Annotated in this window: 21 protein-coding genes and 1 tRNA gene; 21 read left to right on the top strand and 1 reads right to left on the bottom strand. The window is 52.9% G+C overall.

The window, feature by feature from the left end; translation table 11 throughout:
• Positions 1-67: 67 nt before the first annotated feature.
• Positions 68-1,327, bottom strand: coding sequence for an efflux RND transporter periplasmic adaptor subunit (locus PHQ58_RS01620; RefSeq protein ID WP_300106082.1), 1,260 nt, complete (start codon positions 1,325-1,327; stop codon positions 68-70).
• 188 nt (positions 1,328-1,515) lie between these two features.
• On the opposite strand from PHQ58_RS01620, the gene PHQ58_RS01615 reads away from it, so the two are divergent.
• The 21 genes from PHQ58_RS01615 to PHQ58_RS01515 all read left to right on the top strand — a co-directional run bounded on the left by PHQ58_RS01615 (position 1,516) and on the right by PHQ58_RS01515 (position 21,363).
• A complete protein-coding gene (locus PHQ58_RS01615) occupies positions 1,516-2,157 on the top strand; it encodes a TetR family transcriptional regulator (RefSeq protein WP_367187258.1) in 642 nt (213 codons plus the stop codon).
• A 58-nt stretch (positions 2,158-2,215) separates the two neighbouring features.
• Positions 2,216-3,295 (top strand): tRNA (adenosine(37)-N6)-threonylcarbamoyltransferase complex transferase subunit TsaD, encoded by a 1,080-nt coding sequence (gene tsaD / locus PHQ58_RS01610; protein WP_300106059.1) that lies wholly within the window; start codon positions 2,216-2,218, stop codon positions 3,293-3,295.
• 166 nt (positions 3,296-3,461) lie between these two features.
• Entirely contained in the window at positions 3,462-3,728 is a 267-nt protein-coding gene (gene rpsO, locus PHQ58_RS01605; RefSeq protein WP_300106057.1) for a 30S ribosomal protein S15, read from the top strand.
• Positions 3,729-3,948: 220 nt separating this feature from the next.
• Positions 3,949-6,063, top strand: a complete 2,115-nt coding sequence (pnp, locus tag PHQ58_RS01600) for a polyribonucleotide nucleotidyltransferase (protein WP_300106055.1) — start codon at positions 3,949-3,951, stop codon at positions 6,061-6,063.
• Positions 6,064-6,134: 71 nt separating this feature from the next.
• Positions 6,135-7,130 carry an NAD(P)H-quinone oxidoreductase gene (locus tag PHQ58_RS01595; RefSeq protein ID WP_300106053.1) on the top strand — a complete coding sequence of 332 codons (996 nt, stop codon included), beginning with the start codon at positions 6,135-6,137 and terminating at the stop codon, positions 7,128-7,130.
• Complete coding sequence (gene tpiA, locus PHQ58_RS01590; protein WP_300106051.1) at positions 7,127-7,870, top strand: triose-phosphate isomerase; 744 nt, start codon at positions 7,127-7,129, stop codon at positions 7,868-7,870. Before PHQ58_RS01595 ends, tpiA begins: the two co-directional genes overlap by 4 nt.
• Before the next feature lie 39 nt (positions 7,871-7,909).
• Positions 7,910-8,263: a preprotein translocase subunit SecG gene (gene secG, locus PHQ58_RS01585; protein WP_300106049.1), complete on the top strand. Its 354-nt coding sequence runs from the start codon at positions 7,910-7,912 to the stop codon at positions 8,261-8,263.
• Between the two features lie 118 nt (positions 8,264-8,381).
• Positions 8,382-8,466, top strand: a tRNA-Leu gene (locus PHQ58_RS01580).
• A gap of 59 nt (positions 8,467-8,525) precedes the next feature.
• Positions 8,526-8,885, top strand: a complete 360-nt coding sequence (locus PHQ58_RS01575) for an NADH-quinone oxidoreductase subunit A (RefSeq protein WP_300106047.1) — start codon at positions 8,526-8,528, stop codon at positions 8,883-8,885.
• Positions 8,886-8,889: 4 nt separating this feature from the next.
• The gene (locus PHQ58_RS01570; RefSeq protein WP_300106045.1) at positions 8,890-9,369 is read left to right on the top strand and encodes an NADH-quinone oxidoreductase subunit B family protein; all 480 of its coding nucleotides are present in this window, start codon (positions 8,890-8,892) and stop codon (positions 9,367-9,369) included.
• A gap of 12 nt (positions 9,370-9,381) precedes the next feature.
• Positions 9,382-9,993, top strand: coding sequence for an NADH-quinone oxidoreductase subunit C (locus PHQ58_RS01565; protein ID WP_300106043.1), 612 nt, complete (start codon positions 9,382-9,384; stop codon positions 9,991-9,993).
• 11 nt (positions 9,994-10,004) lie between these two features.
• A complete protein-coding gene (locus PHQ58_RS01560) occupies positions 10,005-11,258 on the top strand; it encodes an NADH-quinone oxidoreductase subunit D (protein ID WP_300106042.1) in 1,254 nt (417 codons plus the stop codon).
• Positions 11,255-11,746: an NADH-quinone oxidoreductase subunit NuoE gene (gene nuoE, locus PHQ58_RS01555; protein WP_300106040.1), complete on the top strand. Its 492-nt coding sequence runs from the start codon at positions 11,255-11,257 to the stop codon at positions 11,744-11,746. The genes PHQ58_RS01560 and nuoE overlap by 4 nt, the downstream gene beginning before the upstream one ends.
• On the top strand, positions 11,743-13,095 hold the full coding sequence (gene nuoF / locus PHQ58_RS01550) for an NADH-quinone oxidoreductase subunit NuoF (protein ID WP_300106038.1): 1,353 nt from the start codon (positions 11,743-11,745) through the stop codon (positions 13,093-13,095). Before nuoE ends, nuoF begins: the two co-directional genes overlap by 4 nt.
• Positions 13,096-13,107: 12 nt before the next feature.
• On the top strand, positions 13,108-15,240 hold the full coding sequence (gene nuoG, locus PHQ58_RS01545; RefSeq protein WP_300106078.1) for an NADH-quinone oxidoreductase subunit NuoG: 2,133 nt from the start codon (positions 13,108-13,110) through the stop codon (positions 15,238-15,240).
• Positions 15,237-16,319: an NADH-quinone oxidoreductase subunit NuoH gene (gene nuoH / locus PHQ58_RS01540; protein WP_300106036.1), complete on the top strand. Its 1,083-nt coding sequence runs from the start codon at positions 15,237-15,239 to the stop codon at positions 16,317-16,319. The genes nuoG and nuoH overlap by 4 nt, the downstream gene beginning before the upstream one ends.
• Before the next feature lie 12 nt (positions 16,320-16,331).
• Positions 16,332-16,865, top strand: a complete 534-nt coding sequence (gene nuoI / locus PHQ58_RS01535; protein WP_300106034.1) for an NADH-quinone oxidoreductase subunit NuoI — start codon at positions 16,332-16,334, stop codon at positions 16,863-16,865.
• Positions 16,866-16,888: 23 nt separating this feature from the next.
• Positions 16,889-17,548 carry an NADH-quinone oxidoreductase subunit J gene (locus PHQ58_RS01530; protein ID WP_300106032.1) on the top strand — a complete coding sequence of 220 codons (660 nt, stop codon included), beginning with the start codon at positions 16,889-16,891 and terminating at the stop codon, positions 17,546-17,548.
• On the top strand, positions 17,545-17,853 hold the full coding sequence (gene nuoK, locus PHQ58_RS01525) for an NADH-quinone oxidoreductase subunit NuoK (RefSeq protein WP_300106031.1): 309 nt from the start codon (positions 17,545-17,547) through the stop codon (positions 17,851-17,853). The genes PHQ58_RS01530 and nuoK overlap by 4 nt, the downstream gene beginning before the upstream one ends.
• A 5-nt stretch (positions 17,854-17,858) precedes the next feature.
• Complete coding sequence (gene nuoL, locus PHQ58_RS01520; protein WP_300106029.1) at positions 17,859-19,874, top strand: NADH-quinone oxidoreductase subunit L; 2,016 nt, start codon at positions 17,859-17,861, stop codon at positions 19,872-19,874.
• A gap of 13 nt (positions 19,875-19,887) precedes the next feature.
• Positions 19,888-21,363, top strand: a complete 1,476-nt coding sequence (locus PHQ58_RS01515; RefSeq protein ID WP_300106028.1) for an NADH-quinone oxidoreductase subunit M — start codon at positions 19,888-19,890, stop codon at positions 21,361-21,363.
• Positions 21,364-21,387: the final 24 nt, after the last annotated feature.

The following is a 21,387-nucleotide window of genomic DNA, read 5'->3' as shown; positions in this document are numbered from 1 at the left end:
TCCAAAAATGCAAGCATATTTAGTGACTACATTATGAAGCCAAAAAAAGACCGTCATCAGACGGCCTTCATTGGGGAAATGCGGTGAAATTCAGGGAATTTGGGGAGAAAATCGGGAGGAACTTCAGGCTAGCAGGGGCTTGCGCGGCTGGCGCCGAAGCGGCAGCTGGCGGTGCGCTGGCCGCTTTGGCGGGCGCGCTACCGGGGGCTTGCCACGGCACGGGCTTGACAGGTGCGCCACCGCGCAACTTCTGGAAGCCGTCCACCATGACCTGGTCGCCACTTTGCAGCCCGTCCAGAATCACCCACTGGCCACGTTGCTGCGCACCCACCTTGACCGGGCGCGTCAGCACTTTGCCGTCAGCGCCCACCACCATCACCGAGTCGCCTTGTGGTGTACGCGTCACCGCCTGCTGCGGCAGGGTGATTGCGTTGCTGACCTGGGCTTGCTCCAGACGCACGCGCACAAACAGGCCAGGTAGCAGCGTGCCGGCGGGGTTCGGCACTTCAGCGCGCAGCGTGATCTGGCCACTGGTGGCGTCTACCGTGAGGTCAGAAAATAACAACTTGCCGGGTTTGGCGTATTCCGTGCCGTCTTCCAGCACCACACGCACGCTGGCTGCCTGGGCACCGGCGCGCTTAAGTTGGCCGGATTCCAGGGCGCCACGCAGTTTCATGACTTCGGAGGCCGATTGGGTGAAGTTGACGTACATCGGATCGGTTTGCTGAATCACTGCCATGGGCGTGGCCTCACCTTGGCCGACCAAGGCACCTTCTGTCACGAGTGCCCGCCCAATGCGGCCGCTGATAGGGGCGGTGATGGATGCATAACCCAGGTTGATGCGCGCAGTTTGTTCTGCGGCTTTGGCCACGGCCACATCGGCGGCGGCGAGTTTTTGAGCCGCCTGAGCGTTGACAAATTCCTGCTGGCTGATGGCCTTTGCTTCGATCAACGGTTTGTAGCGGTCTGCCTGGGCTGCAGCTTGTATCAGGTTGGCCTCGGCTTTAGCCACTGAGGCCTGGGCGCTGGCCAGTGTGGCTTGGTAGGGGCTGGCATCTATTTGAAACAAGGCTTGCCCCGCGCGTACCGTGCTGCCTTCTGTGAACAGGCGTTTTTGAACTATGCCAGCGGCGCGCGCCCGCACTTGCGCGACGCGGGAGGCTTCCAGCCGGCCGGGTAATTCCGTGACCAGGCCCACATCACCGGTTTTCACCGTGACCACGCCAACTTCTGCGGGTGGTGGCGCGCTACCTGGGCCACCGGGACCTGCTGCGGGTGCAGTGCCCTGGCCGCAAGCCGCCAATAAGATGATCAAGCCCAGGCTCATGGGCGCCAGGAGGTGCTTGTGCGCGGCAGATGGCTTGGCGTGTGTGTGAGCAGAGGGCTTGCGGGCGTGCAGCATGGTGGATTCCTGGAAAAAAAGAAAGCCCGGTAGAGGGCGTCAGCAGGGTGGGAAAACGATCATTGATTTTTTCAGAAGTATACATACAATCATGAATGTAAGTTGATAACCCCTTGAAAGTAGATGCTGCCATGGTCCGTCGTACCAAAGAAGATGCCGAAGAAACCCGTCACCAGTTGCTGGAGGCGGCGCAGCGTGTGTTTGCTGAAAAAGGGGTGTCGCGCACATCACTGCAAGACATCGCGCAAGCCGCCGGGGTGACGCGTGGTGCGATTTATTGGCACTTCAAAAACAAGGCCGAATTGTTCAACGCCATGATGGACAGTGCCATTTTGCCGATGGAGCAAACCATGCAGCAGCTGGGCCATGACGCCAAGCAAGACCCACTGACCGAGCTGGAGCGCGCTATGTTGCAGACCATGCACAGCATTGAGTCGGATGCGCGCACCCGCGCCATTTTTGAAGTCGCAACCTTGAAGGTGGAGTATGTGGATGAGTTGCTGGCCGTCAAAGAGCGGCATGTGCAGTGTTATCTGGAAGGTACGCAACAAATGCAGCGCAGCTTGGAGGAATCGGCCATGCGCCGCGCGGTGACGCTGGCCATTCCGCCAGCAGTGGCAGCGCATGGCTTACATGCGTTGATGGTTGGGCTGATCCACACTTGGGTGCTGGAACCCACGGCGTTCAAGCTGGTTGCAGTGTCACAAGCGGCCATTCGCACTTATCTGGCAGGGCTGGGTTTGAAATTCAGATGAATTGACCGGCGGATGGTCGGTGATGCGTGCGCTTGACCATCCCCTAAACTTGCCCACTATGGCAAAAGACTATTGTGTGTTGGGTATTGAGTCCTCGTGTGATGAAACTGGGGTGGCACTGGTGCGTGTCAGTGGCCAGGATTTGCCGGTGCTGCTGGCGCATGCGCTTTACAGCCAAATCGAGATGCACCAGGCCTATGGCGGTGTGGTGCCGGAGCTGGCCAGCCGTGACCACATTCGCCGCGTGCTGCCACTCACCCAAGAGGTATTGCATGAATCTGGCAAAACCCTGAAAGACGTGGATGTGGTCGCCTTCACCCGTGGGCCGGGCTTGGCAGGCGCACTGCTGGTAGGTGCTGGTGTGGCTTGTGCGCTTGGCGCCGCTTTAGGCAAACCCGTGCTGGGTGTGCATCACCTGGAGGGCCATTTGCTGTCGCCATTTTTGAGCGCTGATCCACCCGAGTTTCCGTTTGTAGCCCTGCTGGTGTCCGGAGGGCACACGCAGCTGATGCGGGTTGATGGGGTGGGGCGCTACCAGATTTTGGGGGAAACCATTGACGATGCCGCTGGTGAGGCGTTTGATAAGTCAGCCAAGTTGCTGGGTTTGGGTTACCCGGGCGGCCCGGCGCTGTCCAAGCTGGCCGATGTCGGAAACCCAGAGGCCTACAAGCTGCCGCGCCCGTTGCTGCACAGCGATAACCTCGATTTTTCTTTTGCCGGGCTGAAAACCGCTGTGATGGTGCAGGCAAAAAAACTTGCCAACGTTCACGGTTGTGGGGTTGAAGCCTTGCCGGGCACCGTGCTGGCCGATCTGGCTGCCTCGACGCAGGCGGCGATTGTTGAGGTGCTGGTGAAAAAATCCTTGATTGCCTTAAAGCAAACCCGACTCACGCGCTTGGTCGTGGCTGGCGGCGTGGGTGCCAACCGCAACTTGCGCGCGCAGTTAAATGCGCAATGCGCCAAACGCGGCGTGCGGGTGCATTACCCCGAACTCCACTTGTGCACCGATAACGGCGCCATGATCGCCATGGCCGCAGCGATGCGCCTGCAGTCGGGCATTCAAACGGCCAATGCCGTTTATGCTTTTGATGTCAAGCCCCGCTGGCCGCTGGATGCGATTCAGATAGCCGTTGAATGAATGGGTCTTTGGTCCTGGCGAGCGGACAGACGCCTGTGCCGATCGGACGCCAAAGCTTTGCTGCAGGCGCTCTGGTTATAATGCGAGGCTCTGCAAATTTGCAGACAAGCACGTCAGGGGCAGTTCCAGCGCCTGACGCAAGTTCTATATCTACAGGAAAATAATCATGATTGCATCCAGTATCAAAGCAACAGTTGTCCAAGACAACGCACGTTCAGTTGGCGACACCGGTAGCCCTGAAGTTCAGGTGGCCTTGTTGACCGCCCGCATCAACGAGTTGATGCCTCACTTCAAAACCCACGCCAAAGACCACCATGGTCGCCGTGGTTTGCTGCGCATGGTGAGCCGCCGCCGCAAGCTGTTGGATTACCTCAAGTCCAAAGACGGTAGCCGTTATGTGGCCTTGATCGCCAAGCTGGGTCTGCGCAAGTAATTGGTTGACAAAGAATGATGAACGCCTGAGTTAGGTCACTAGCTCAGGCGTTTTTTACTTTAATTCACAGCGGAAAAGGCAAAAACGGAGCGAAGCTGTGTCATTCCAAAGCCTAGCAATCCCAAAAGGGGTGCGGCTCTGGAATGGCATCGTGTTCTGTGTTGCGGCTTCCGGGCTTTGGTGGGTGGCCTGCACCCACTAACTCACAGGAGATTCAAAAATGACAATGTTCAATAAAGTTAGCAAGACATTCCAATGGGGTCAACACACGGTCACCATGGAAACCGGCGAAATTGCTCGCCAGGCCACCGGCGCTGTGCTGCTCGACATGGACGGCACCGTGGTGCTGGCTACCGTGGTCGCCAAGACCGAGTCCAAAGCGGGCCAAGACTTCTTTCCCTTGACCGTGGACTACGCTGAAAAATCGTACGCAGCTGGCAAGATTCCAGGCAGCTTTTTCAAGCGCGAAGGTCGCCCAAGCGAGTTGGAGACCCTGACCTGTCGCCTGATCGATCGCCCAATTCGTCCCCTGTTCCCCGAAGGCTTCTACAACGAAGTTCAGGTCATCATTCATGTGGTGAGCTTGAACCCAGAAGTGCAGGCTGACATTGCGGCCATGATTGCCACCAGCGCTGCGCTGTCGATTTCCGGTATTCCGTTCAACGGCCCGATTGGTGCCGCTCGCGTGGGTTATGTCAACGGCGAATACGTGCTAAATCCGGGTCAAACCGCGCTCAAGGCCAGCCAGCTTGACCTGGTCGTGGCCGGTACCGAAGCCGCTGTGCTGATGGTTGAGTCAGAAGCTGACCAATTGCCCGAAGACATCATGCTGGGTGCTGTGGTGTTCGGTCACGCCCAGGGTGCGATTGCCATTAACGCCATCCACGAGCTGGTACGTGACGCTGGTAAGCCAGTCTGGGACTGGCAAGCGCCAGCTCCTGACGAAGTCTTGATCGCCAAGGTCGGTGCTTTGGCCAACGAAAAGTTGACCGCCGCCTACCAGATTCGCAACAAGCAAGCACGCACGCAAGCTTGCCGCACAGCTTACGCTGACGTCATGGCCGGCCTGAAAACCGATGGCGTCGTGTTTGATTCGGTCAAGGTCGAGAGCATGCTGTTTGACATTGAAGCGCGCCTGGTTCGCGGTCAAATTCTGGCGGGTGAGCCCCGTATTGACGGTCGTGACACACGCACCGTGCGCCCGATTGAAATCCGCAACAGCGTGCTGCCACGCACCCATGGTTCTGCCTTGTTCACCCGTGGTGAGACCCAGGCTTTGGTGGTGACCACCCTGGGCACTGAGCGTGATGCACAACGCATTGACGCACTGGCCGGTGATTTTGAAGACCGCTTCATGCTGCACTACAACATGCCTCCCTTTGCCACTGGCGAAGCCGGCCGTTTTGGTACACCCAAGCGTCGTGAAATCGGTCATGGCCGTTTGGCCAAGCGCGCGCTGATCGCTGTGTTGCCCACCAAGGAAGATTTCCCTTACACCATGCGTGTGGTGTCTGAGGTGACTGAATCCAATGGTTCGTCCTCTATGGCTTCGGTCTGTGGTGGCTGCCTGAGCTTGATGGATGCGGGCGTGCCTTTGAAAGCGCATGTGGCGGGTATCGCCATGGGCCTGATCAAGGAAGACAACCGCTTTGCCGTGTTGACCGACATTCTGGGTGACGAAGATCACCTGGGTGACATGGACTTTAAGGTGGCCGGTACCACCAGTGGCATCACCGCGCTGCAAATGGACATCAAAATTCAGGGCATCACCAAAGAAATCATGCAAGTGGCACTGGCACAAGCCAAGGAAGCACGCATGCACATTTTGGGCAAGATGACCGAAGCTATGGCTGAAGCCAAGACCGAGGTGTCTACCTTCGCGCCACGCCTGTTCACCATGAAGATCAATCCTGAAAAGATTCGTGACGTGATCGGCAAGGGCGGCTCGGTGATCCGTGCCTTGACTGAAGAAACCGGTACGCAAATCAACATTGACGAAGATGGCACCATCACCATCGCGTCGGCTGACCCAGCCAAGGCTGAAGAGGCCAAACGCCGCATCGAACAGATCACGGCTGAAGTTGAAATCGGCAAAATCTACGAAGGCCCTGTGGTCAAGATTCTTGACTTTGGTGCGCTGATCAACCTCCTGCCTGGCAAGGATGGCTTGTTGCACATCAGCCAAATTGCACATGAGCGCGTCGAAAAAGTCACCGACTATTTGTCAGAAGGCCAGATCGTCAAGGTCAAGGTCATGGAAACTGATGAAAAAGGCCGTGTCAAGCTGTCAATGAAGGCGCTGTTGGAGCGTCCCGCACAAGAAAATCGTTCTTGAAGCAACTCTTGGCCTTGATAAATGTAATAGCTACTCACGCTTTATTTATAAGGGCTAGAGGCTAAAAACATATGCAAGCGATTGAAATCACTGGTCATGGTGGCCCAGATGTTTTGCAGCTGGGTGAACGCTTCGTGCCTGTTCCGGGTGCCGGTGAGCTGCTCATTCGCGTGAGTGCCAGTGGCATCAATCGGCCCGATGTGTTGCAACGCAAGGGGCTTTACCCTGTGCCAACTGGGGCGTCTGACATTCCGGGGCTGGAAGTTGCGGGTGTGATCGAACAGGGTGACGCGCTTGAATTGGCCGCAGCGGGTTTTCATTTGGGTGACCGCGTGTGTGCCTTGGTTGCTGGGGGCGGTTATGCGCAATGGTGCGTGGCACCGATTGCCCAATGTCTGCCTGTGCCGCAAGGCTTCACTGACGTAGAAGCGGCGAGCTTGCCTGAGACGTTGTTTACCGTCTGGAGTAACCTGATGGACCGTGGTCACTTGGCTGCTGGTGAGACCGTGTTGATTCAGGGTGGTACCAGTGGCATTGGTGTCACGGCGATTCAATTGGCGAAAGCCATGGGTGCACGGGTGTTCACCACTGCTGGCAGCGACGCCAAGTGCGCCGCATGCTTGGCACTAGGCGCTGATGCGGCCATCAATTACCGAACCCATGATTTTCAGACCGAGGTGACGCGGCTCACCGACGGGCAGGGCGTCGATGTGATTCTGGACATGGTTGCGGGTAGTTATGTTGCCAAGGAAGTGCAGAGTCTGCGTGAGGATGGTCGTCTGGTGATCATTGCAGTTCAGGGTGGCGTGCAGAGCGAGTTTGACGCAGGTTTGGTGCTGCGTCGCCGCCTCACGGTGACCGGTTCAACCTTGCGTGCACGCCCAGTGGCATTCAAGGCTGCCATTGCGCAGGCGTGTTTGAAGTTTGTGTGGCCATTGTTGGCATCCGGGCAAATCAAGCCGGTGATTCACAGTGTCTTTGCAGCCGTTGATGCAGCCAAGGCGCATGCCTTGATGGAATCCAATCAGCATATTGGGAAAATTGTTTTGACTTGGGAAATAGCATGAAAAAGAAGCTGATCGCAGGCAACTGGAAAATGAACGGCAGCTTGGCCGCCAACGAGTTGCTGATAAAAGGGTTACTTGCCGGCGTCGGGCAACCGGTTTGCAATGTCGCGGTTTGTGTGCCGTCGGTGTACCTTGCACAATGCCATGCCTTGCTTGAAGGCAGTGTCATTGAGCTGGGTGTACAAGATATATCAAGCCACGAAAGTGGTGCGTTTACTGGTGAAATCGCACCGGCGATGCTGAAGGAATTCGGCGTTCACTATGCCATCGTGGGGCATTCGGAGCGACGCCAATACCATGGTGAAACTGACGAAGTGGTCGCTGCCAAAGCCCAGCGTGCCTTGAGCAGCGGTATCACGCCTATCGTTTGTGTGGGTGAAACATTGGCAGAGCGTGAGGCTGGCAAAACCGAGGAAGTGGTCAAGCGCCAATTGGCAGCGGTGATTCATGCCAATGGCCATTGCATCAGTGAAATTGTGGTTGCCTATGAGCCGGTTTGGGCGATTGGCACGGGCCTTTCTGCCACTGCAGAACAAGCGCAGCAAGTTCATGCGGTGCTGCGCGCGCAATTGAAAGCGGCAACGCCCAGTGCAGATCGCATCAAACTGCTTTATGGTGGCAGCATGAACGCAGCCAATGCAGCCAGTTTGCTGGGGCAACCGGATATTGATGGTGGCTTGATTGGTGGCGCTGCCCTCAAAGCCCAGGATTTTTTAACAATTATTGCTGCAGCCGTTTAAACAAACGAACGTGCCGCGCTATTTAATCAGGAGTAATTAATGAACATGATGTTGACGATTTTGTTGGCCGTGCAGATGATTTCAGCCGTCGCCATGGTGGGGCTGATACTGGTTCAGCACGGCAAAGGGGCAGACATGGGCGCGGCGTTTGGTAGCGGTGGTTCAGGTAGCCTGTTTGGCGCCAGTGGAAGCGCAAACTTTTTGTCCCGCACCACTGCGGTGTTGGCTACCATTTTCTTTGTCAGCACCTTGGCGCTTGCATATTTTGGAACGCCTCGCGCTGCGACAACCTCTGGCAGCGTGCTTGACAACACAACACTCACAGCGCCCGCTGCAGCTGTGCCGGCACCAGTTGTTCCTGCTTCGGGTGCGGCACAAATCCCAGCCAAATAATTGCCTTGCAAAATGCCTTTCCCTCAGGCGAGGTGAGGGAATTTCAGGGTAAACTCTAGGCTGCCCAACGAGGTCGAATTCCGTTAAGCGGAGCGTATCAAATTGGTCAGAAATAACAGCCGTCGTGGTGGAATTGGTAGACACGCTATCTTGAGGTGGTAGTGGCGAAAGCTGTGCGAGTTCGAGTCTCGCCGACGGCACCAAACTAATGTATTTGACGCAACCAAATGCGTTAAATATTCAATTGAATCAAACTCACAAAATGAATCTTGATCAATATTTGCCAGTCTTGCTTTTCATTTTGATTGGCATTGCAGTTGGCGTCATGCCACAGGTTATTGGGTACGTTCTGGGCCCAAATAAACCGGATGCGGCAAAAAACTCCCCTTATGAATGCGGTTTTGAAGCGTTTGGCGACGCCCGGATGAAGTTTGACGTTCGCTACTACCTTATCGCGATCCTTTTTATCTTGTTTGACCTTGAAACAGCATTGTTGTTTCCGTGGGCGATGACGCTCAAGGAGTTGGGTCTTTATGGCTTTTTGGTGGGTATGGAGATTGTGACCATTCTGACCATTGGCTTCGTTTACATGTGGATCAAGGGCGCCCTGGATTGGGAGTAACACGATGATTGAAGGTGTTTTTAAAGAGGGCTTTGTCACCACGAGTTATGACTCGGTTGTGAATTGGGCCAAGACGGGTTCAGTATGGCCGATGACCTTTGGGTTGGCCTGTTGTGCCGTAGAGATGATGCATGCGGCAGCCGCCCGTTATGACATCAGTCGCTTCGGCGCTGAGGTGTTTCGGCCTAGTCCGCGGCAGTCTGATTTGATCATTGTTGCTGGTACTTTGACTAACAAAATGGCACCTGCATTTCGCAAGGTGTACGACCAGATGGCCGAGCCGCGTTGGGTCATTAGCATGGGGTCGTGCGCCAATGGAGGTGGTTACTATCACTACAGTTATTCTGTGGTGCGAGGATGTGACCGCATCGTGCCGGTAGATGTGTATGTGCCGGGCTGTCCACCCACTGCAGAAGCGCTGATTTACGGAATCATCCAACTACAGCGAAAAATCCGTCGTACGCAAACCATTGCGCGCACATAACAAGGGTTAACAATGACTTTGTATGCTGTAAACCCACTCATGCTCAAGGCTCAGATTGATGTGGCTTTGTGTGGTTTGGTCAAAAGTAGCGCGGTGGCGCTCGATGAATTGACAATCGTGGTGGAGGCTGGCAGCTATCTCGATGTGGCAAAAATACTTCGCGACGATCCTACTTGTTGTTTTGAGCAAATGCTAGATTTGTGCGGGGTAGATTACTCCACCTACAAAGGTGAGGGTTTGCCTGGGCCCCGGTTTTGTGTGGTATTGCATTTGTTGTCGGTGAGTCTGAATCACCGGCTAAGGCTTAAAGTGTTTGTACCTGACGATCTGTCTCCTGTGTTGCCTTCTGTGTGCGACATCTGGAGTAGCGCCAATTGGTTTGAACGTGAGGCGTTTGATCTGTTTGGTATCGTATTCGAAGGTCACAATGATTTGCGGCGCATCTTGACTGACTATGGTTTCATTGGCCATCCATTTCGAAAAGATTTTCCGGTTTCCGGTCATGTGGAAATGCGTTACGACGCAGAGCAAAAGCGCGTTGTGTATCAGCCAGTCACGATCGAGCCGCGTGAAATCACGCCACGGATCATCCGTGAAGAAAACTACGGAGGCCCTGCTCAATAGCAGTTTGACCCATGGCTGACATTAAAAACTACACCCTGAATTTTGGACCGCAGCATCCGGCTGCTCACGGCGTTTTGCGCCTGGTGCTGGAGCTAGATGGCGAAGTCATTCAGCGGGCCGATCCGCACATTGGTTTGTTGCACCGTGCCACCGAGAAGTTGGCTGAGAGCAAAACGTATATTCAAGCGCTGCCCTACATGGATCGTCTTGACTACATGTCCATGATGTGTAATGAGCAAGCCTATTGCCTGGTGATTGAAAAAATGCTAGGGCTGGAAGTTCCCTTGCGTGCCCAATACATCCGGGTCATGTTTGCCGAAATTACACGGCTGTTGAACCATTTGTTGTGGGTGGGTGCGCATGCGATCGACTGCGGCGCCATGACGGTCTTGCTGTTTGCATTTCGTGAACGTGAGGACTTGCTTGATGCGTATGAGGCGGTCAGCGGTGCGCGCATGCATGCAGCGTATTTCCGTCCAGGTGGCGTCTACCGTGATTTGCCCGACACAATGCCGCGCCATTCGGCAAACAAAATTCGCAGCGCGAAGTCGACGGAAGCCCTTAACCGCAACCGTGGCGGCAGCTTGTTAGACTTTATTGATGACTTTACCCAGCGCTTTCCAACTTACCTGGCGGAGTACCACACGCTGTTGACCGACAACCGAATCTGGAAGCAGCGCACCGTGGGCATTGGTGTGGTAACACCTGAGCGGGCCCTGAATTTGGGCTTTACTGGCCCCATGTTGCGTGGTTCGGGAATCGCCTGGGACTTGCGTAAGACGCAGCCTTATGAAGTCTATGACAGGCTCGACTTTGATGTGCCGGTGGGTAAAACTGGTGATACCTACGACCGCTATTTGGTTCGCATGGAAGAAATGAAGCAATCGAATCGCATCATTAAACAATGCGTTGATTGGCTAAAAGTCAACCCAGGTCCAGTGATCACTGACAACCACAAAATCGCACCGCCAGACCGTGAGTCAATGAAGAGCAATATGGAGGAGCTGATTCACCATTTCAAACTGTTCACCGAAGGGTTTTCAGTGCCTGAGGGTGAGGCTTACTCGGCGATTGAGCATCCAAAGGGTGAGTTCGGCATTTATTTGATCAGCGACGGCGCCAATAAACCTTATCGACTGAAAATTCGACCACCCGCGTTTGTGCACTTGGCTGCCTTGGATGAAATGGGCCGTGGTCACATGATTGCCGATGCAGTTGCAATCATTGGCACGATGGATATTGTGTTTGGGGAAGTTGACCGATGATTTCTGAAGAATCCAAAGCACGCTTCGCTAAAGAAGTTGCAAAGTACCCTCCTGAGCAAAAGCAGTCTGCGGTAATGGCTTGCTTGACTATTGCACAAAAGGAGTTGGGCTATCTCGGTGCTGAGACAGAGCGGATGGTGGCTGAGTATCTTGGCATGGCACCGATTGCTGTCCATGAGGTGACCAGTTTCTACAACATGTACAACCAGACACCGGTCGGGAAGTACAAGCTAAATGTGTGCACCAATTTGCCTTGTCAGTTGCGAGACGGTGGCAAAGCCATGGCGCATTTGAAACAGAAGCTGGGTGTGGGCAATAACCAGACCACTGCTGACGGCATGTTCACTCTGCAAGAGTGTGAATGCCTTGGGGCGTGCGCAGACTCGCCAGTAATGCTGGTGAATGACCAAACCATGTGCAGCTTTATGAGCAACGACAAATTAGATCAACTGATTGATGGTTTGCGCAATGACGAGGCCAAGCCATGAACGCAGAAAAATTACTGTCTCAATTTCAAGCTACTGGCGTTCAAACCCTCTTTCACGGCAGGCATATCAATCCCCAGATTTGTGCGGATTTAAATGGAACGAACTGGCGCCTCAAAGATTACGAGACGCGTGGGGGATACCAGGCTTTGCGCAAAGTGCTGGCGCTGGATGGTGGTACCGGCCTCACGCAAGACCAGGTCATTGCCACGGTGAAGGAATCGGCGCTACGTGGGCGTGGTGGTGCAGGTTTCCCAACGGGACTCAAGTGGAGTTTCATGCCTCGCCAGTTCCCTGGCCAAAAATATTTGGTTTGCAATTCGGACGAAGGTGAACCTGGCACCTGCAAAGACCGGGACATCATGGAATTCAATCCGCACATCGTGATTGAAGGCATGATCATCGCGGCCTATGCGATGGGTATCACTGTCGGCTACAACTACATACATGGTGAAATCTTTCATACGTATGATCGGTTTGAAGAGGCCATTGAGGAAGCGCGGGCTGCTGGCTTGTTGGGCAATAGCATTTTGGGCAGCGGGTTCAGTTTTCAGCTGCATGCGGCCCATGGCTTTGGTGCCTATATCTGCGGCGAAGAGACTGGTTTGCTTGAGTCTCTTGAGGGTAAAAAGGGACAACCACGGTTCAAGCCCCCGTTTCCGGCAAGTTTTGGTCTCTACGGCAAACCAACAACGATTAACAACACTGAAACTTTTGCGGCTGTTCCCTGGATTATTCGCAATGGTGGGCAGGCCTACCTTGAGTGCGGCAAGCCCAACAATGGTGGTACAAAAATATACTCAGTAAGTGGCGATGTAGAGCTGCCTGGCAATTACGAAGTGCCTATGGGTACACCGTTTGCAAAGCTACTGGAGTTGGCTGGCGGCGTGCGTTCCGGTCGTCAGTTGAAGGCGGTGATTCCTGGGGGTTCATCCTCACCAGTGTTGCCCGCAAACTTGATCATGGACTGCACGATGGACTATGACTCCATTGCCAAGGCTGGGTCAATGCTTGGCTCTGGCGCTGTCATTGTGTTGGATGATTCGCGGTGTATGGTCAAGAGTCTGCAGCGCTTAAGTCATTTTTATATGCATGAGTCTTGCGGCCAGTGCACGCCCTGTCGTGAAGGCACGGGGTGGTTGGCGCGAATTGTGGATCGCATAGAAACCGGTCACGGCAAAACATCGGATCTGGAGTTGCTCAACTCGGTGGCCGAAAACATCCAGGGGCGCACGATTTGCGCGCTGGGCGACGCTGCGGCCATGCCGGTTCGCGCCATGCTCAAGCATTTCATGCCTGAATTTGAATACCACGTTGCGCACAAGACCTGTATGGTTCCTGCGTACGTTTGAGCGAGTCACATGATGATTGAAATTGAACTCGACGGCAAAAAGGTTGGCATCTCTGAAGGCAGCACGGTGATGCACGCGGCTGAAAAAGCCGGCACCTATATTCCTCATTTTTGTTATCACAAAAAGCTCAGTATTGCCGCTAATTGCCGCATGTGCTTGGTTGATATTGAAAAAATGCCCAAGCCGATGCCGGCCTGCGCCACGCCAGTGACACAGGGCATGATTGTCCGCACGAAGACTGACAAAGCCATCAAGGCGCAGCAGTCCGTGATGGAGTTTTTGCTGATTAATCATCCTTTGGATTGCCCAATTTGCGACCAAGGTGGCGAGTGTCAATTGCAGGATTTGGCAGTGGGGTACGGCGCTTCAGCGTCTCGCTACGAAGAAGAAAAGCGTGTTGTTGCCATCAAGGATATTGGTCCATTGATCTCCATGCAGGAAATGAGCCGATGCATTCATTGCACCCGTTGTATTCGCTTTGGTCAGGAGATTGCGGGCGTCATGGAGTTGGGGATGTCCCATCGTGGCGAGCACGCAGAGATTGAAACCTTTGTGGGCCATACAGTCGATTCAGAGTTGTCTGGCAACATGATTGACATCTGCCCAGTCGGCGCTTTGACCAGTAAGCCGTTCCGCTACAGCGCTCGCACATGGGAAATGTCGCGACGTAAGTCGGTTAGCCCGCACGACTCGACGGGTGCTAACCTGATCGTCCAGGTTAAGAACAACCGCGTCATGCGCGTGGTGCCTTTTGAAAACGAGGCGGTTAACGAATGCTGGATTTCAGATCGAGACCGTTTTTCTTATGAAGCATTGAATGGTGACGATCGACTGACCACACCAATGATCAAGCAAGGTGGTGAGTGGCAAGCAGTGGAGTGGCAGACGGCTCTCGAATATGTCGCGAATGGGTTGAAGCAGATCAGTGCTGAATCTGGCCCAGCCAGCATTGGTGCCTTGGTCAGCCCGCATTCAACTCTGGAAGAGCTTCAGCTCGCAGTCAAACTGATGCAAGGCTTGGGCTCACCGAACATTGACTATCGTTTTAGAAATGCAGAGTTTCCAGTCGCTGAGGGTGTGCGCTATCTGGGTCGGTCCATCGCCTCTTTGTCAGATTTGCAAAGTGCGCTGGTGATTGGCTCCAACCTTCGCAAAGATCATCCACTATTTGCTCAGCGAATTCGGCAGGCTGTCCGCAAGGGATGTGTTGTGAGTGTGATTGCGTCTGCTGAACAAAACTGGGCTATGCCCATCGGTAACAGCAAAATACTTGGAGCGGGTCAATGGGTGCAGGCTTTGTCTGCAGTTGCTGCTGCCGTTGCAGTTGAAAAAGGCCTTGCAGCTCCTGTCACTGGTGTTGTCGACGACACGGCGCTTGCTATTGCCCGGTCACTGTTGACCGGTGATCAAAAGGCGATATTGCTGGGAAATGCGGCGGCGCATCATGAACATGCCTCCGGTTTACTCGCCCTGGCCCAATGGATTGCAGACCAAACAAATTCAACCGTTGGGTATTTGACCGAAGCCGCGAACACCGTAGGCGCACAATTGGTAGGTGCGTTGCCTACCGCCAAAGGATTAAATGCCGGTGAAATGCTAAGTGGATCGCTGAAGGCGGTCTTGCTTCTCAATACGGAACCTGAATTTGATTCGGCTGCCGGTGTCAAAGCCATTGCGGCGCTTGGAAAAGCGCAGATGGTGGTGTCCTTTAATCCGTTTAAAGCAAACATGGCGTTCTGTGATGTTGTGCTCCCTATTTCACCTTTCACAGAGACCTCTGGCACGTTTGTCAATGCTGAGGGACGTGCGCAAGGCTTTCATGCCGTGGTTAAGCCTTTGGGTGAGACTCGCCCTGCCTGGAAGGTGATTCGGGTATTGGGCAACATACTTGGTATTCCCGGTTTTGACTATTCATCGTCGCAAGAGATTCTGCAAGGTGTTCCCGGTTTGAGTTCTGGTGAGACATTGCAGGTAGCTGCTGATCGGCTGAGCAATCGTACGGCTACTGCAGTACATCTGAGTGGTCCTGCAGGCGAACCAGTTGTGGCTGATATCTACCAACTTGATGGCATCGTACGTCGTGCACCTGCGTTGCAAAAGACTGCTGATGCCAAATCCTCTGAGACACAGGAGGTGGCGGCATGAGCGATTTCATATTTTCGTATGGCCAGGGGCTGTTGGCGGCAGCTTGGTGGTCAGGCATCGTGTGGCCCGTCATCTGGGCGCTTATCAAAGTAACTGTGGTTCTAATGATCGTGCTTGGGGCCGTGACTTACGCGACGTTGTGGGAGCGTAAGTTACTTGGCTGGGTGCAGATTCGACTCGGTCCTAATCGGGTTGGTCCGTTCGGGTTATTGCAGCCCATCGCAGATGCCCTGAAACTGATGACCAAGGAGATCGTCCGACCTGCCAATTCTGATAAATTTCTTTTTTATCTTGGCCCGGTTTTGACCGTAACCCCCGCCCTTGCTGCATGGGCTGTGGTGCCCTTTGGGCCAGAAATTGCGGTGGCTAACCTGAATGCAGGCTTATTGTTTTTGATGGCCATCACTTCGCTGGAAGTCTACGGCGTCATTATTTCAGGATGGTCCTCCAACTCAAAATATGCCTTCCTCGGTGCGCTTCGTGCCTCAGCCCAGATGGTGAGTTATGAAATTGCCATGGGCTTCTGCTTTTTGATCGTGTTGATGGTGTCGTCAAGCTTGAACATGACTGATATCGTAATGGGTCAAGGTAAAGGTTATTTCGCACAGATGGGTTTGACCTTCTTGTCCTGGAACTGGTTGCCGCTGCTGCCCATCCTTGTGGTCTACTTTATTTCGGGCCTGGCTGAAACCAATAGAACACCGTTTGACGTGATCGAAGGCGAGTCCGAGATTGTGGCTGGGCACATGGTTGAATATTCTGGTATGTCCTGGGCAATGTTCCAGATGGCGGAATACGCCACGATCTGGCTGATTTCAATCCTGGCAGTGACATTATTTTTTGGTGGCTGGATGTCACCGATTGACAGTGCATTCTTCAACTGGATCCCCGGTTGGATATGGCTCGGTATTAAAACCTTCTGTGTGATGACGGTGTTTATTTGGGTGCGAGTGACCTTCCCACGGTTTCGTTATGACCAGATCATGCGTTTGGGTTGGAAAATTTTTATCCCAGTGACATTGGTCTGGTTGGTTGTGGTCGGGGTTTGGATGCAGACTCCCTGGAACATTTGGAAGTGATTCGAGTTGTCTATGACTACCCCAACTTTAAATTCTGTTGATACCCCATCCGGGGGGGCCTTCGCGTTGAAGGACTTTCTGTCGAGCTTTATGCTGGTCGAGTTGCTCAAGGGCTTGCAGCTCACAGGTAAATACGCTTTCCGCAGCAAGATCACCATTGAATACCCTGAAGAAAAGACGCCTCTGTCGCCAAGGTTTCGTGGCCTCCATGCGTTACGTCGTTACGAGAACGGTGAAGAGCGGTGTATTGCCTGCAAGCTGTGTGAAGCCGTTTGTCCAGCAATGGCGATCACGATTGAGTCTGAAGTGAGGGCCGATGGTTCACGCAGGACAAGTCGCTACGACATTGACCTTACCAAGTGTATTTTTTGTGGATTTTGCGAAGAAAGTTGTCCGGTTGATTCGATCGTCGAGACCAATATTCTGGAGTACCACGGGGAAAAACGCGGCGATTTGTACTTTACAAAAGAAATGCTGTTGGCCGTGGGTGATCGCTTTGAGCATCAAATTGCAGCCGACAAGGCCGCAGATGCCAAGTACCGCTGACCTCTAAGAAAGAAGTGTTAATCATGGATGTCAAGACTGGTCTGTTTTATGTTTTTTCGACGGTGCTGTTGCTGGCCGCGTTTCGTGTCATCACGGCGCGAAATCCGGTTCATGCCGTGCTGTTTTTGGTACTGTCATTCGTTCAGGCATCCATGATTTGGATGTTGCTGAAGGCCGAATTTCTAGCGATCATTCTGGTGCTGGTTTATGTAGGCGCAGTGATGGTGTTGTTCCTGTTTGTGGTCATGATGATCGACATCAAAATGGATGGTGTGCGTAAGGGTTTCTGGACGCATTTCCCTTTGGCCGCAGTGGTTGGTGTTTTCGTCATTTTGGAAATGTCTGCTGTACTGATGGGCGGTTTCAGGGTCACTGAAGAGCCAAAGTCATTGGCGGTGGTAGCGCAAACTGGTGTTGCAGTGTCAAACACGCGCGAACTCGGTTTATTGCTTTACACGCAGTATCTCTACCCGCTTGAAATCGCTGCAGCGTTGCTTTTGTTGGCCATGATCGCTGCTATTGCGCTGACCTTGCGTCATCGTAAAGATGTCAAAGCCATCAACCCTGCCGATCAGGTCAGGGTGAAATCGGCTGACCGTCTGTTGGTTGTGAAAATGGCTGTTACTCAGCCCTATTTGCCGCAGCAGGCGACTGAAACACCATCTGTGGAGAAAAAAGCATGACGCTGACACTGGGCCACTTTTTGTCGGTGGGGGCGATACTTTTTGCACTCTCTGTTGTCGGGATTTTTCTAAATAGGAAAAATTTAATCGTTTTGTTGATGTCCATCGAACTGATGTTGCTGGCTGTTAATACCAATTTCGTCGCTTTTTCCCATTACCTTGGTGATTTGAATGGCCAGATTTTTGTGTTTTTCATCTTGACGGTGGCTGCAGCTGAAACAGCAATCGGTTTGGCGATTCTGGTGTTGATTTTCCGTGGTAAATCGACGATCAATGTTGATGACCTCAATTCGCTGAAGGGTTAATAAAAATGAGTCAAACCCTTTCTTCTTCAACACTGCTTGTGATTGCATTGGCACCTTTAGTGGGTGCTGTTGCTGCCGGTGTTTTGGGTACCAAGTTCGGTGGAAACGTCATGGGGCGGCGAATGTCGCACTCCCTTACTATCCTGGGTGTGTTCGTGTCATTTGTGTTGTCTGCCCTGACACTGAAAAGCGTTGCTTTGGATGGTGCACGTTTCAACGAAACCATCTATACGTGGATGGTGGTGGGCGATTTGAAAATGGAAGTCGGCTTTCTGATTGACAGCCTGTCCGCCATGATGATGGTAGTTGTAACTTTTGTGTCTTTGATGGTGCATATTTACACCATTGGGTACATGGAAGAAGATGAAGGTTACAACCGATTTTTTGCATACATCTCGTTGTTCACGTTTTCCATGCTGATGCTTGTCATGAGTAACAACATGCTGCAGTTGTTCTTTGGCTGGGAAGCGGTCGGTTTGGTGTCTTATCTATTGATCGGGTTTTGGTTCAACAAGCCGACGGCGATCTTTGCGAATATGAAGGCTTTTTTGGTCAACAGAGTAGGTGACTTCGGATTTATTTTGGGTATTGGGCTATTGGTGGCTTATACCGGCACCCTTAACTATTCAGAAACTTTCGCCAAGTCCGCTGAACTTGCCAAGCTGACATTGCCTGGTACGGACTGGATGTTGGTCACTGTTATCTGTATTTGTCTGTTCATTGGAGCCATGGGTAAGTCGGCCCAGTTTCCATTGCACGTTTGGTTGCCTGACTCCATGGAGGGCCCGACGCCCATTTCGGCACTGATTCACGCTGCGACTATGGTTACCGCAGGTATCTTTATGGTTGCCAGGATGTCGCCTTTGTTTGAGTTGAGTGATGCGGCATTGAACTTTATTTTGATCATTGGTGGTATTACTGCCCTGTTCATGGGTTTTCTTGGCATTATCCAAAACGACATCAAACGTGTTGTGGCCTATTCGACCTTGTCGCAACTGGGTTACATGACCGTTGCGTTGGGTGCCTCTGCGTATTCTGTAGCGGTGTTCCATTTGATGACTCACGCCTTTTTTAAGGCTCTGCTGTTTCTTGCGGCAGGCTCTGTCATCATGGGGGTGCATCACAACCAGGACATCAGATGGATGGGTGGCTTACGTAAATATATGCCCATCACTTGGATAACATCTTTGGTGGGTTCATTGGCCTTGATCGGAACCCCCTTGTTCTCCGGATTCTATTCAAAAGATGAAATCATCATGGCCGTTCATGCCAGCCATTTGCCAGCCGCCGGGTTTGCTTATTTTGCTGTGCTTGCCGGTGTGTTCGTGACAGCTTTCTATTCTTTCCGCCTCTATTTCCTGGTATTCCATGGCAAGGAGCGCTTTGACCAGAACCCGGACGCGCATCACGGGCACGACCATGGTCACCACGGCGCTGACAGCAAACCCCATGAATCTCCCTGGGTCGTCACATTGCCATTGGTTTTACTTGCGATTCCTTCCTTATTGATCGGGTTTGTTACCGTTGGTCCCATGTTGTTTGGTGAGTTCTTCAACGATGCCATATTTGTCAATGCAGAACTTCACCATGCCATGGAAATGTTGCGTGAGGAATTCCACGGACCCCTTCAGATGGCGCTCCATGGATTGACTTCAGCGCCGTTTTGGCTGGCGTTAGCAGGCGTGGCATCTTCCTACTACATGTACATGGTTAATCCCGCACTGCCTGCGGCCATCAAACGTAGGGTTGAACCTTTGTACACCTTGCTTGAAAACAAGTATTACATGGACTGGTTCAATGAAAAGGTATTGGCTCCTGCGGCCCGCGGCTTGGGTGTTGCACTATGGAAAGTGGGCGACCAGGGTTTGATTGATGGTGCGGTCGTTAATGGTTCATGGCGGATAGTGGGATGGATTTCGGGCGTGGTTCGAAAGGTTCAGACGGGTTACCTTTACGACTATGCGTTGACGATGGTATTGGGTGTCTTTGTCTTGATGACGTACTTCGTCTGGCTCAAATAGGAGAAATATAAAAATGGGTTTGCTGAGCCTGGCTATTTGGACACCGATTGCCTTCGGTGTGATATTGCTCGCTCTTGGTCGCGATGACCAGGCGCAAGCGGTTCGATGGGTTGCGTTGATCGGTGCTGTGATCAGTCTTCTGGTGACATTGCCGCTGTACACGCGCTTTGATGTGACCACGTCTGCCATGCAGTTCGTAGAAAGAGCGCCATGGATTGAGCGCTTCAACATCAATTACCACTTGGGTATTGATGGGATTTCCGTTTGGTTCATTCTGTTGACCGCGTTCATCAACGTCATTGTCGTGATCTCCAGTTGGGAGGTCATTACCCGCCGCGTCAATCAGTACATGGGTGCTTTTTTGATCTTGAGTGGCCTCATGATCGGCGTGTTTTGCGCGCTTGACGGCATGTTGTTTTACGTCTTCTTTGAGGCCACATTGATTCCCATGTACCTCATCATTGGTGTGTGGGGTGGTCCTAACAAGATCTATGCAGCATTCAAGTTTTTCTTGTACACGTTGTTGGGGTCGTTACTGATGTTGGTGGCCCTGATATATCTCTACACCACTTCAGGCGGTAGTTTTGATTTGGCCACGTGGCACAAATTACCGATTGGTAGTTCTGCTCAAACATTGCTCTTTTTTGCATTCCTGGCAGCTTTTGCAGTCAAGGTTCCGATGTGGCCTGTACATACTTGGCTGCCGGATGTTCACGTTGAAGCGCCCACGGGAGGGTCAGCAGTATTGGCTGCCATCATGCTGAAGCTTGGCGGCTATGGCTTCCTGCGGTTTTCATTGCCGATCGCACCAGACGCTTCCCATGAGTGGGCTGGGTTGATGATTGGGTTGTCACTGGCGGCTGTGATCTATGTGGGTTTTGTCACCATGGTCCAGAAAGACATGAAAAAGCTGGTGGCTTATTCCTCAGTTGCGCACATGGGTTTTGTCACGTTGGGGTTCTTCTTATTCAATGATTTGGGCGTCGCCGGCGGGATCGTCCAAATGATTTCCCATGGTTTTGTGTCTGCCGCCATGTTCCTCGGTATTGGTGTGCTGTACGACCGGGTTCACTCACGTGAGATCGCCAGTTATGGCGGCGTCGTTAACACCATGCCAAAGTTCACGGCTTTTGCGTTGTTGTTTGCCATGGCCAATTGTGGCTTGCCAGGTACAGCAGGTTTTGTTGGTGAGTGGATGGTGATTTTGGGTGCGGTCAAGGTCAATTTCTGGGTTGGCATGGCAGCAGCTAGCGCGCTGATTTTTGGCGCTGCTTATACCCTTTGGATGTTCAAACGTGTTTATCTCGGACCCGTCGCCAACGACCATGTCAAAGACCTGAAGGACATCAACGCACGTGAGTTTTTCTACTTGACCTTGCTTGCGGTCGCCGTTCTTTACATGGGTTTGTATCCCAAGCCATTCACCGATGTCATGGACGTTTCAGTGGCCGAGCTGCTTAAACACGTGGCACAGTCGAAACTGAATTGATCAGTCTGCGCTGACATCACCGAG

It is taken from the genome of Rhodoferax sp., from assembly GCF_028688795.1.
Lineage (GTDB): Bacteria > Pseudomonadota > Gammaproteobacteria > Burkholderiales > Burkholderiaceae_C > Rhodoferax.
Note: the sequence above shows the minus strand (reverse complement) of the source record. Positions and strands in the feature narration are given on the sequence as shown.

Bases quoted from the DNA above. Each gene is read 5' to 3' on its own strand.
- nuoI (WP_300106034.1), top strand. From the start codon at position 16,332: ATGACTACCCCAACTTTAAATTCTGTTGATACCCCATCCGGGGGGGCC.
- rpsO (WP_300106057.1), top strand. From the start codon at position 3,462: ATGATTGCATCCAGTATCAAAGCAACAGTTGTCCAAGACAACGCACGT.
- PHQ58_RS01575 (WP_300106047.1), top strand. From the start codon at position 8,526: ATGAATCTTGATCAATATTTGCCAGTCTTGCTTTTCATTTTGATTGGC.
- nuoK (WP_300106031.1), top strand. From the start codon at position 17,545: ATGACGCTGACACTGGGCCACTTTTTGTCGGTGGGGGCGATACTTTTT.
- nuoF (WP_300106038.1), top strand. From the start codon at position 11,743: ATGAACGCAGAAAAATTACTGTCTCAATTTCAAGCTACTGGCGTTCAA.
- PHQ58_RS01570 (WP_300106045.1), top strand. From the start codon at position 8,890: ATGATTGAAGGTGTTTTTAAAGAGGGCTTTGTCACCACGAGTTATGAC.
- nuoL (WP_300106029.1), top strand. From the start codon at position 17,859: ATGAGTCAAACCCTTTCTTCTTCAACACTGCTTGTGATTGCATTGGCA.
- PHQ58_RS01560 (WP_300106042.1), top strand. From the start codon at position 10,005: ATGGCTGACATTAAAAACTACACCCTGAATTTTGGACCGCAGCATCCG.
- secG (WP_300106049.1), top strand. From the start codon at position 7,910: ATGAACATGATGTTGACGATTTTGTTGGCCGTGCAGATGATTTCAGCC.
- PHQ58_RS01620 (WP_300106082.1), bottom strand. From the start codon at position 1,327: ATGAGCCTGGGCTTGATCATCTTATTGGCGGCTTGCGGCCAGGGCACT.
- PHQ58_RS01595 (WP_300106053.1), top strand. From the start codon at position 6,135: ATGCAAGCGATTGAAATCACTGGTCATGGTGGCCCAGATGTTTTGCAG.
- tpiA (WP_300106051.1), top strand. From the start codon at position 7,127: ATGAAAAAGAAGCTGATCGCAGGCAACTGGAAAATGAACGGCAGCTTG.
- tsaD (WP_300106059.1), top strand. From the start codon at position 2,216: ATGGCAAAAGACTATTGTGTGTTGGGTATTGAGTCCTCGTGTGATGAA.
- nuoE (WP_300106040.1), top strand. From the start codon at position 11,255: ATGATTTCTGAAGAATCCAAAGCACGCTTCGCTAAAGAAGTTGCAAAG.
- nuoG (WP_300106078.1), top strand. From the start codon at position 13,108: ATGATTGAAATTGAACTCGACGGCAAAAAGGTTGGCATCTCTGAAGGC.
- nuoH (WP_300106036.1), top strand. From the start codon at position 15,237: ATGAGCGATTTCATATTTTCGTATGGCCAGGGGCTGTTGGCGGCAGCT.
- PHQ58_RS01530 (WP_300106032.1), top strand. From the start codon at position 16,889: ATGGATGTCAAGACTGGTCTGTTTTATGTTTTTTCGACGGTGCTGTTG.
- PHQ58_RS01515 (WP_300106028.1), top strand. From the start codon at position 19,888: ATGGGTTTGCTGAGCCTGGCTATTTGGACACCGATTGCCTTCGGTGTG.
- pnp (WP_300106055.1), top strand. From the start codon at position 3,949: ATGACAATGTTCAATAAAGTTAGCAAGACATTCCAATGGGGTCAACAC.
- PHQ58_RS01565 (WP_300106043.1), top strand. From the start codon at position 9,382: ATGACTTTGTATGCTGTAAACCCACTCATGCTCAAGGCTCAGATTGAT.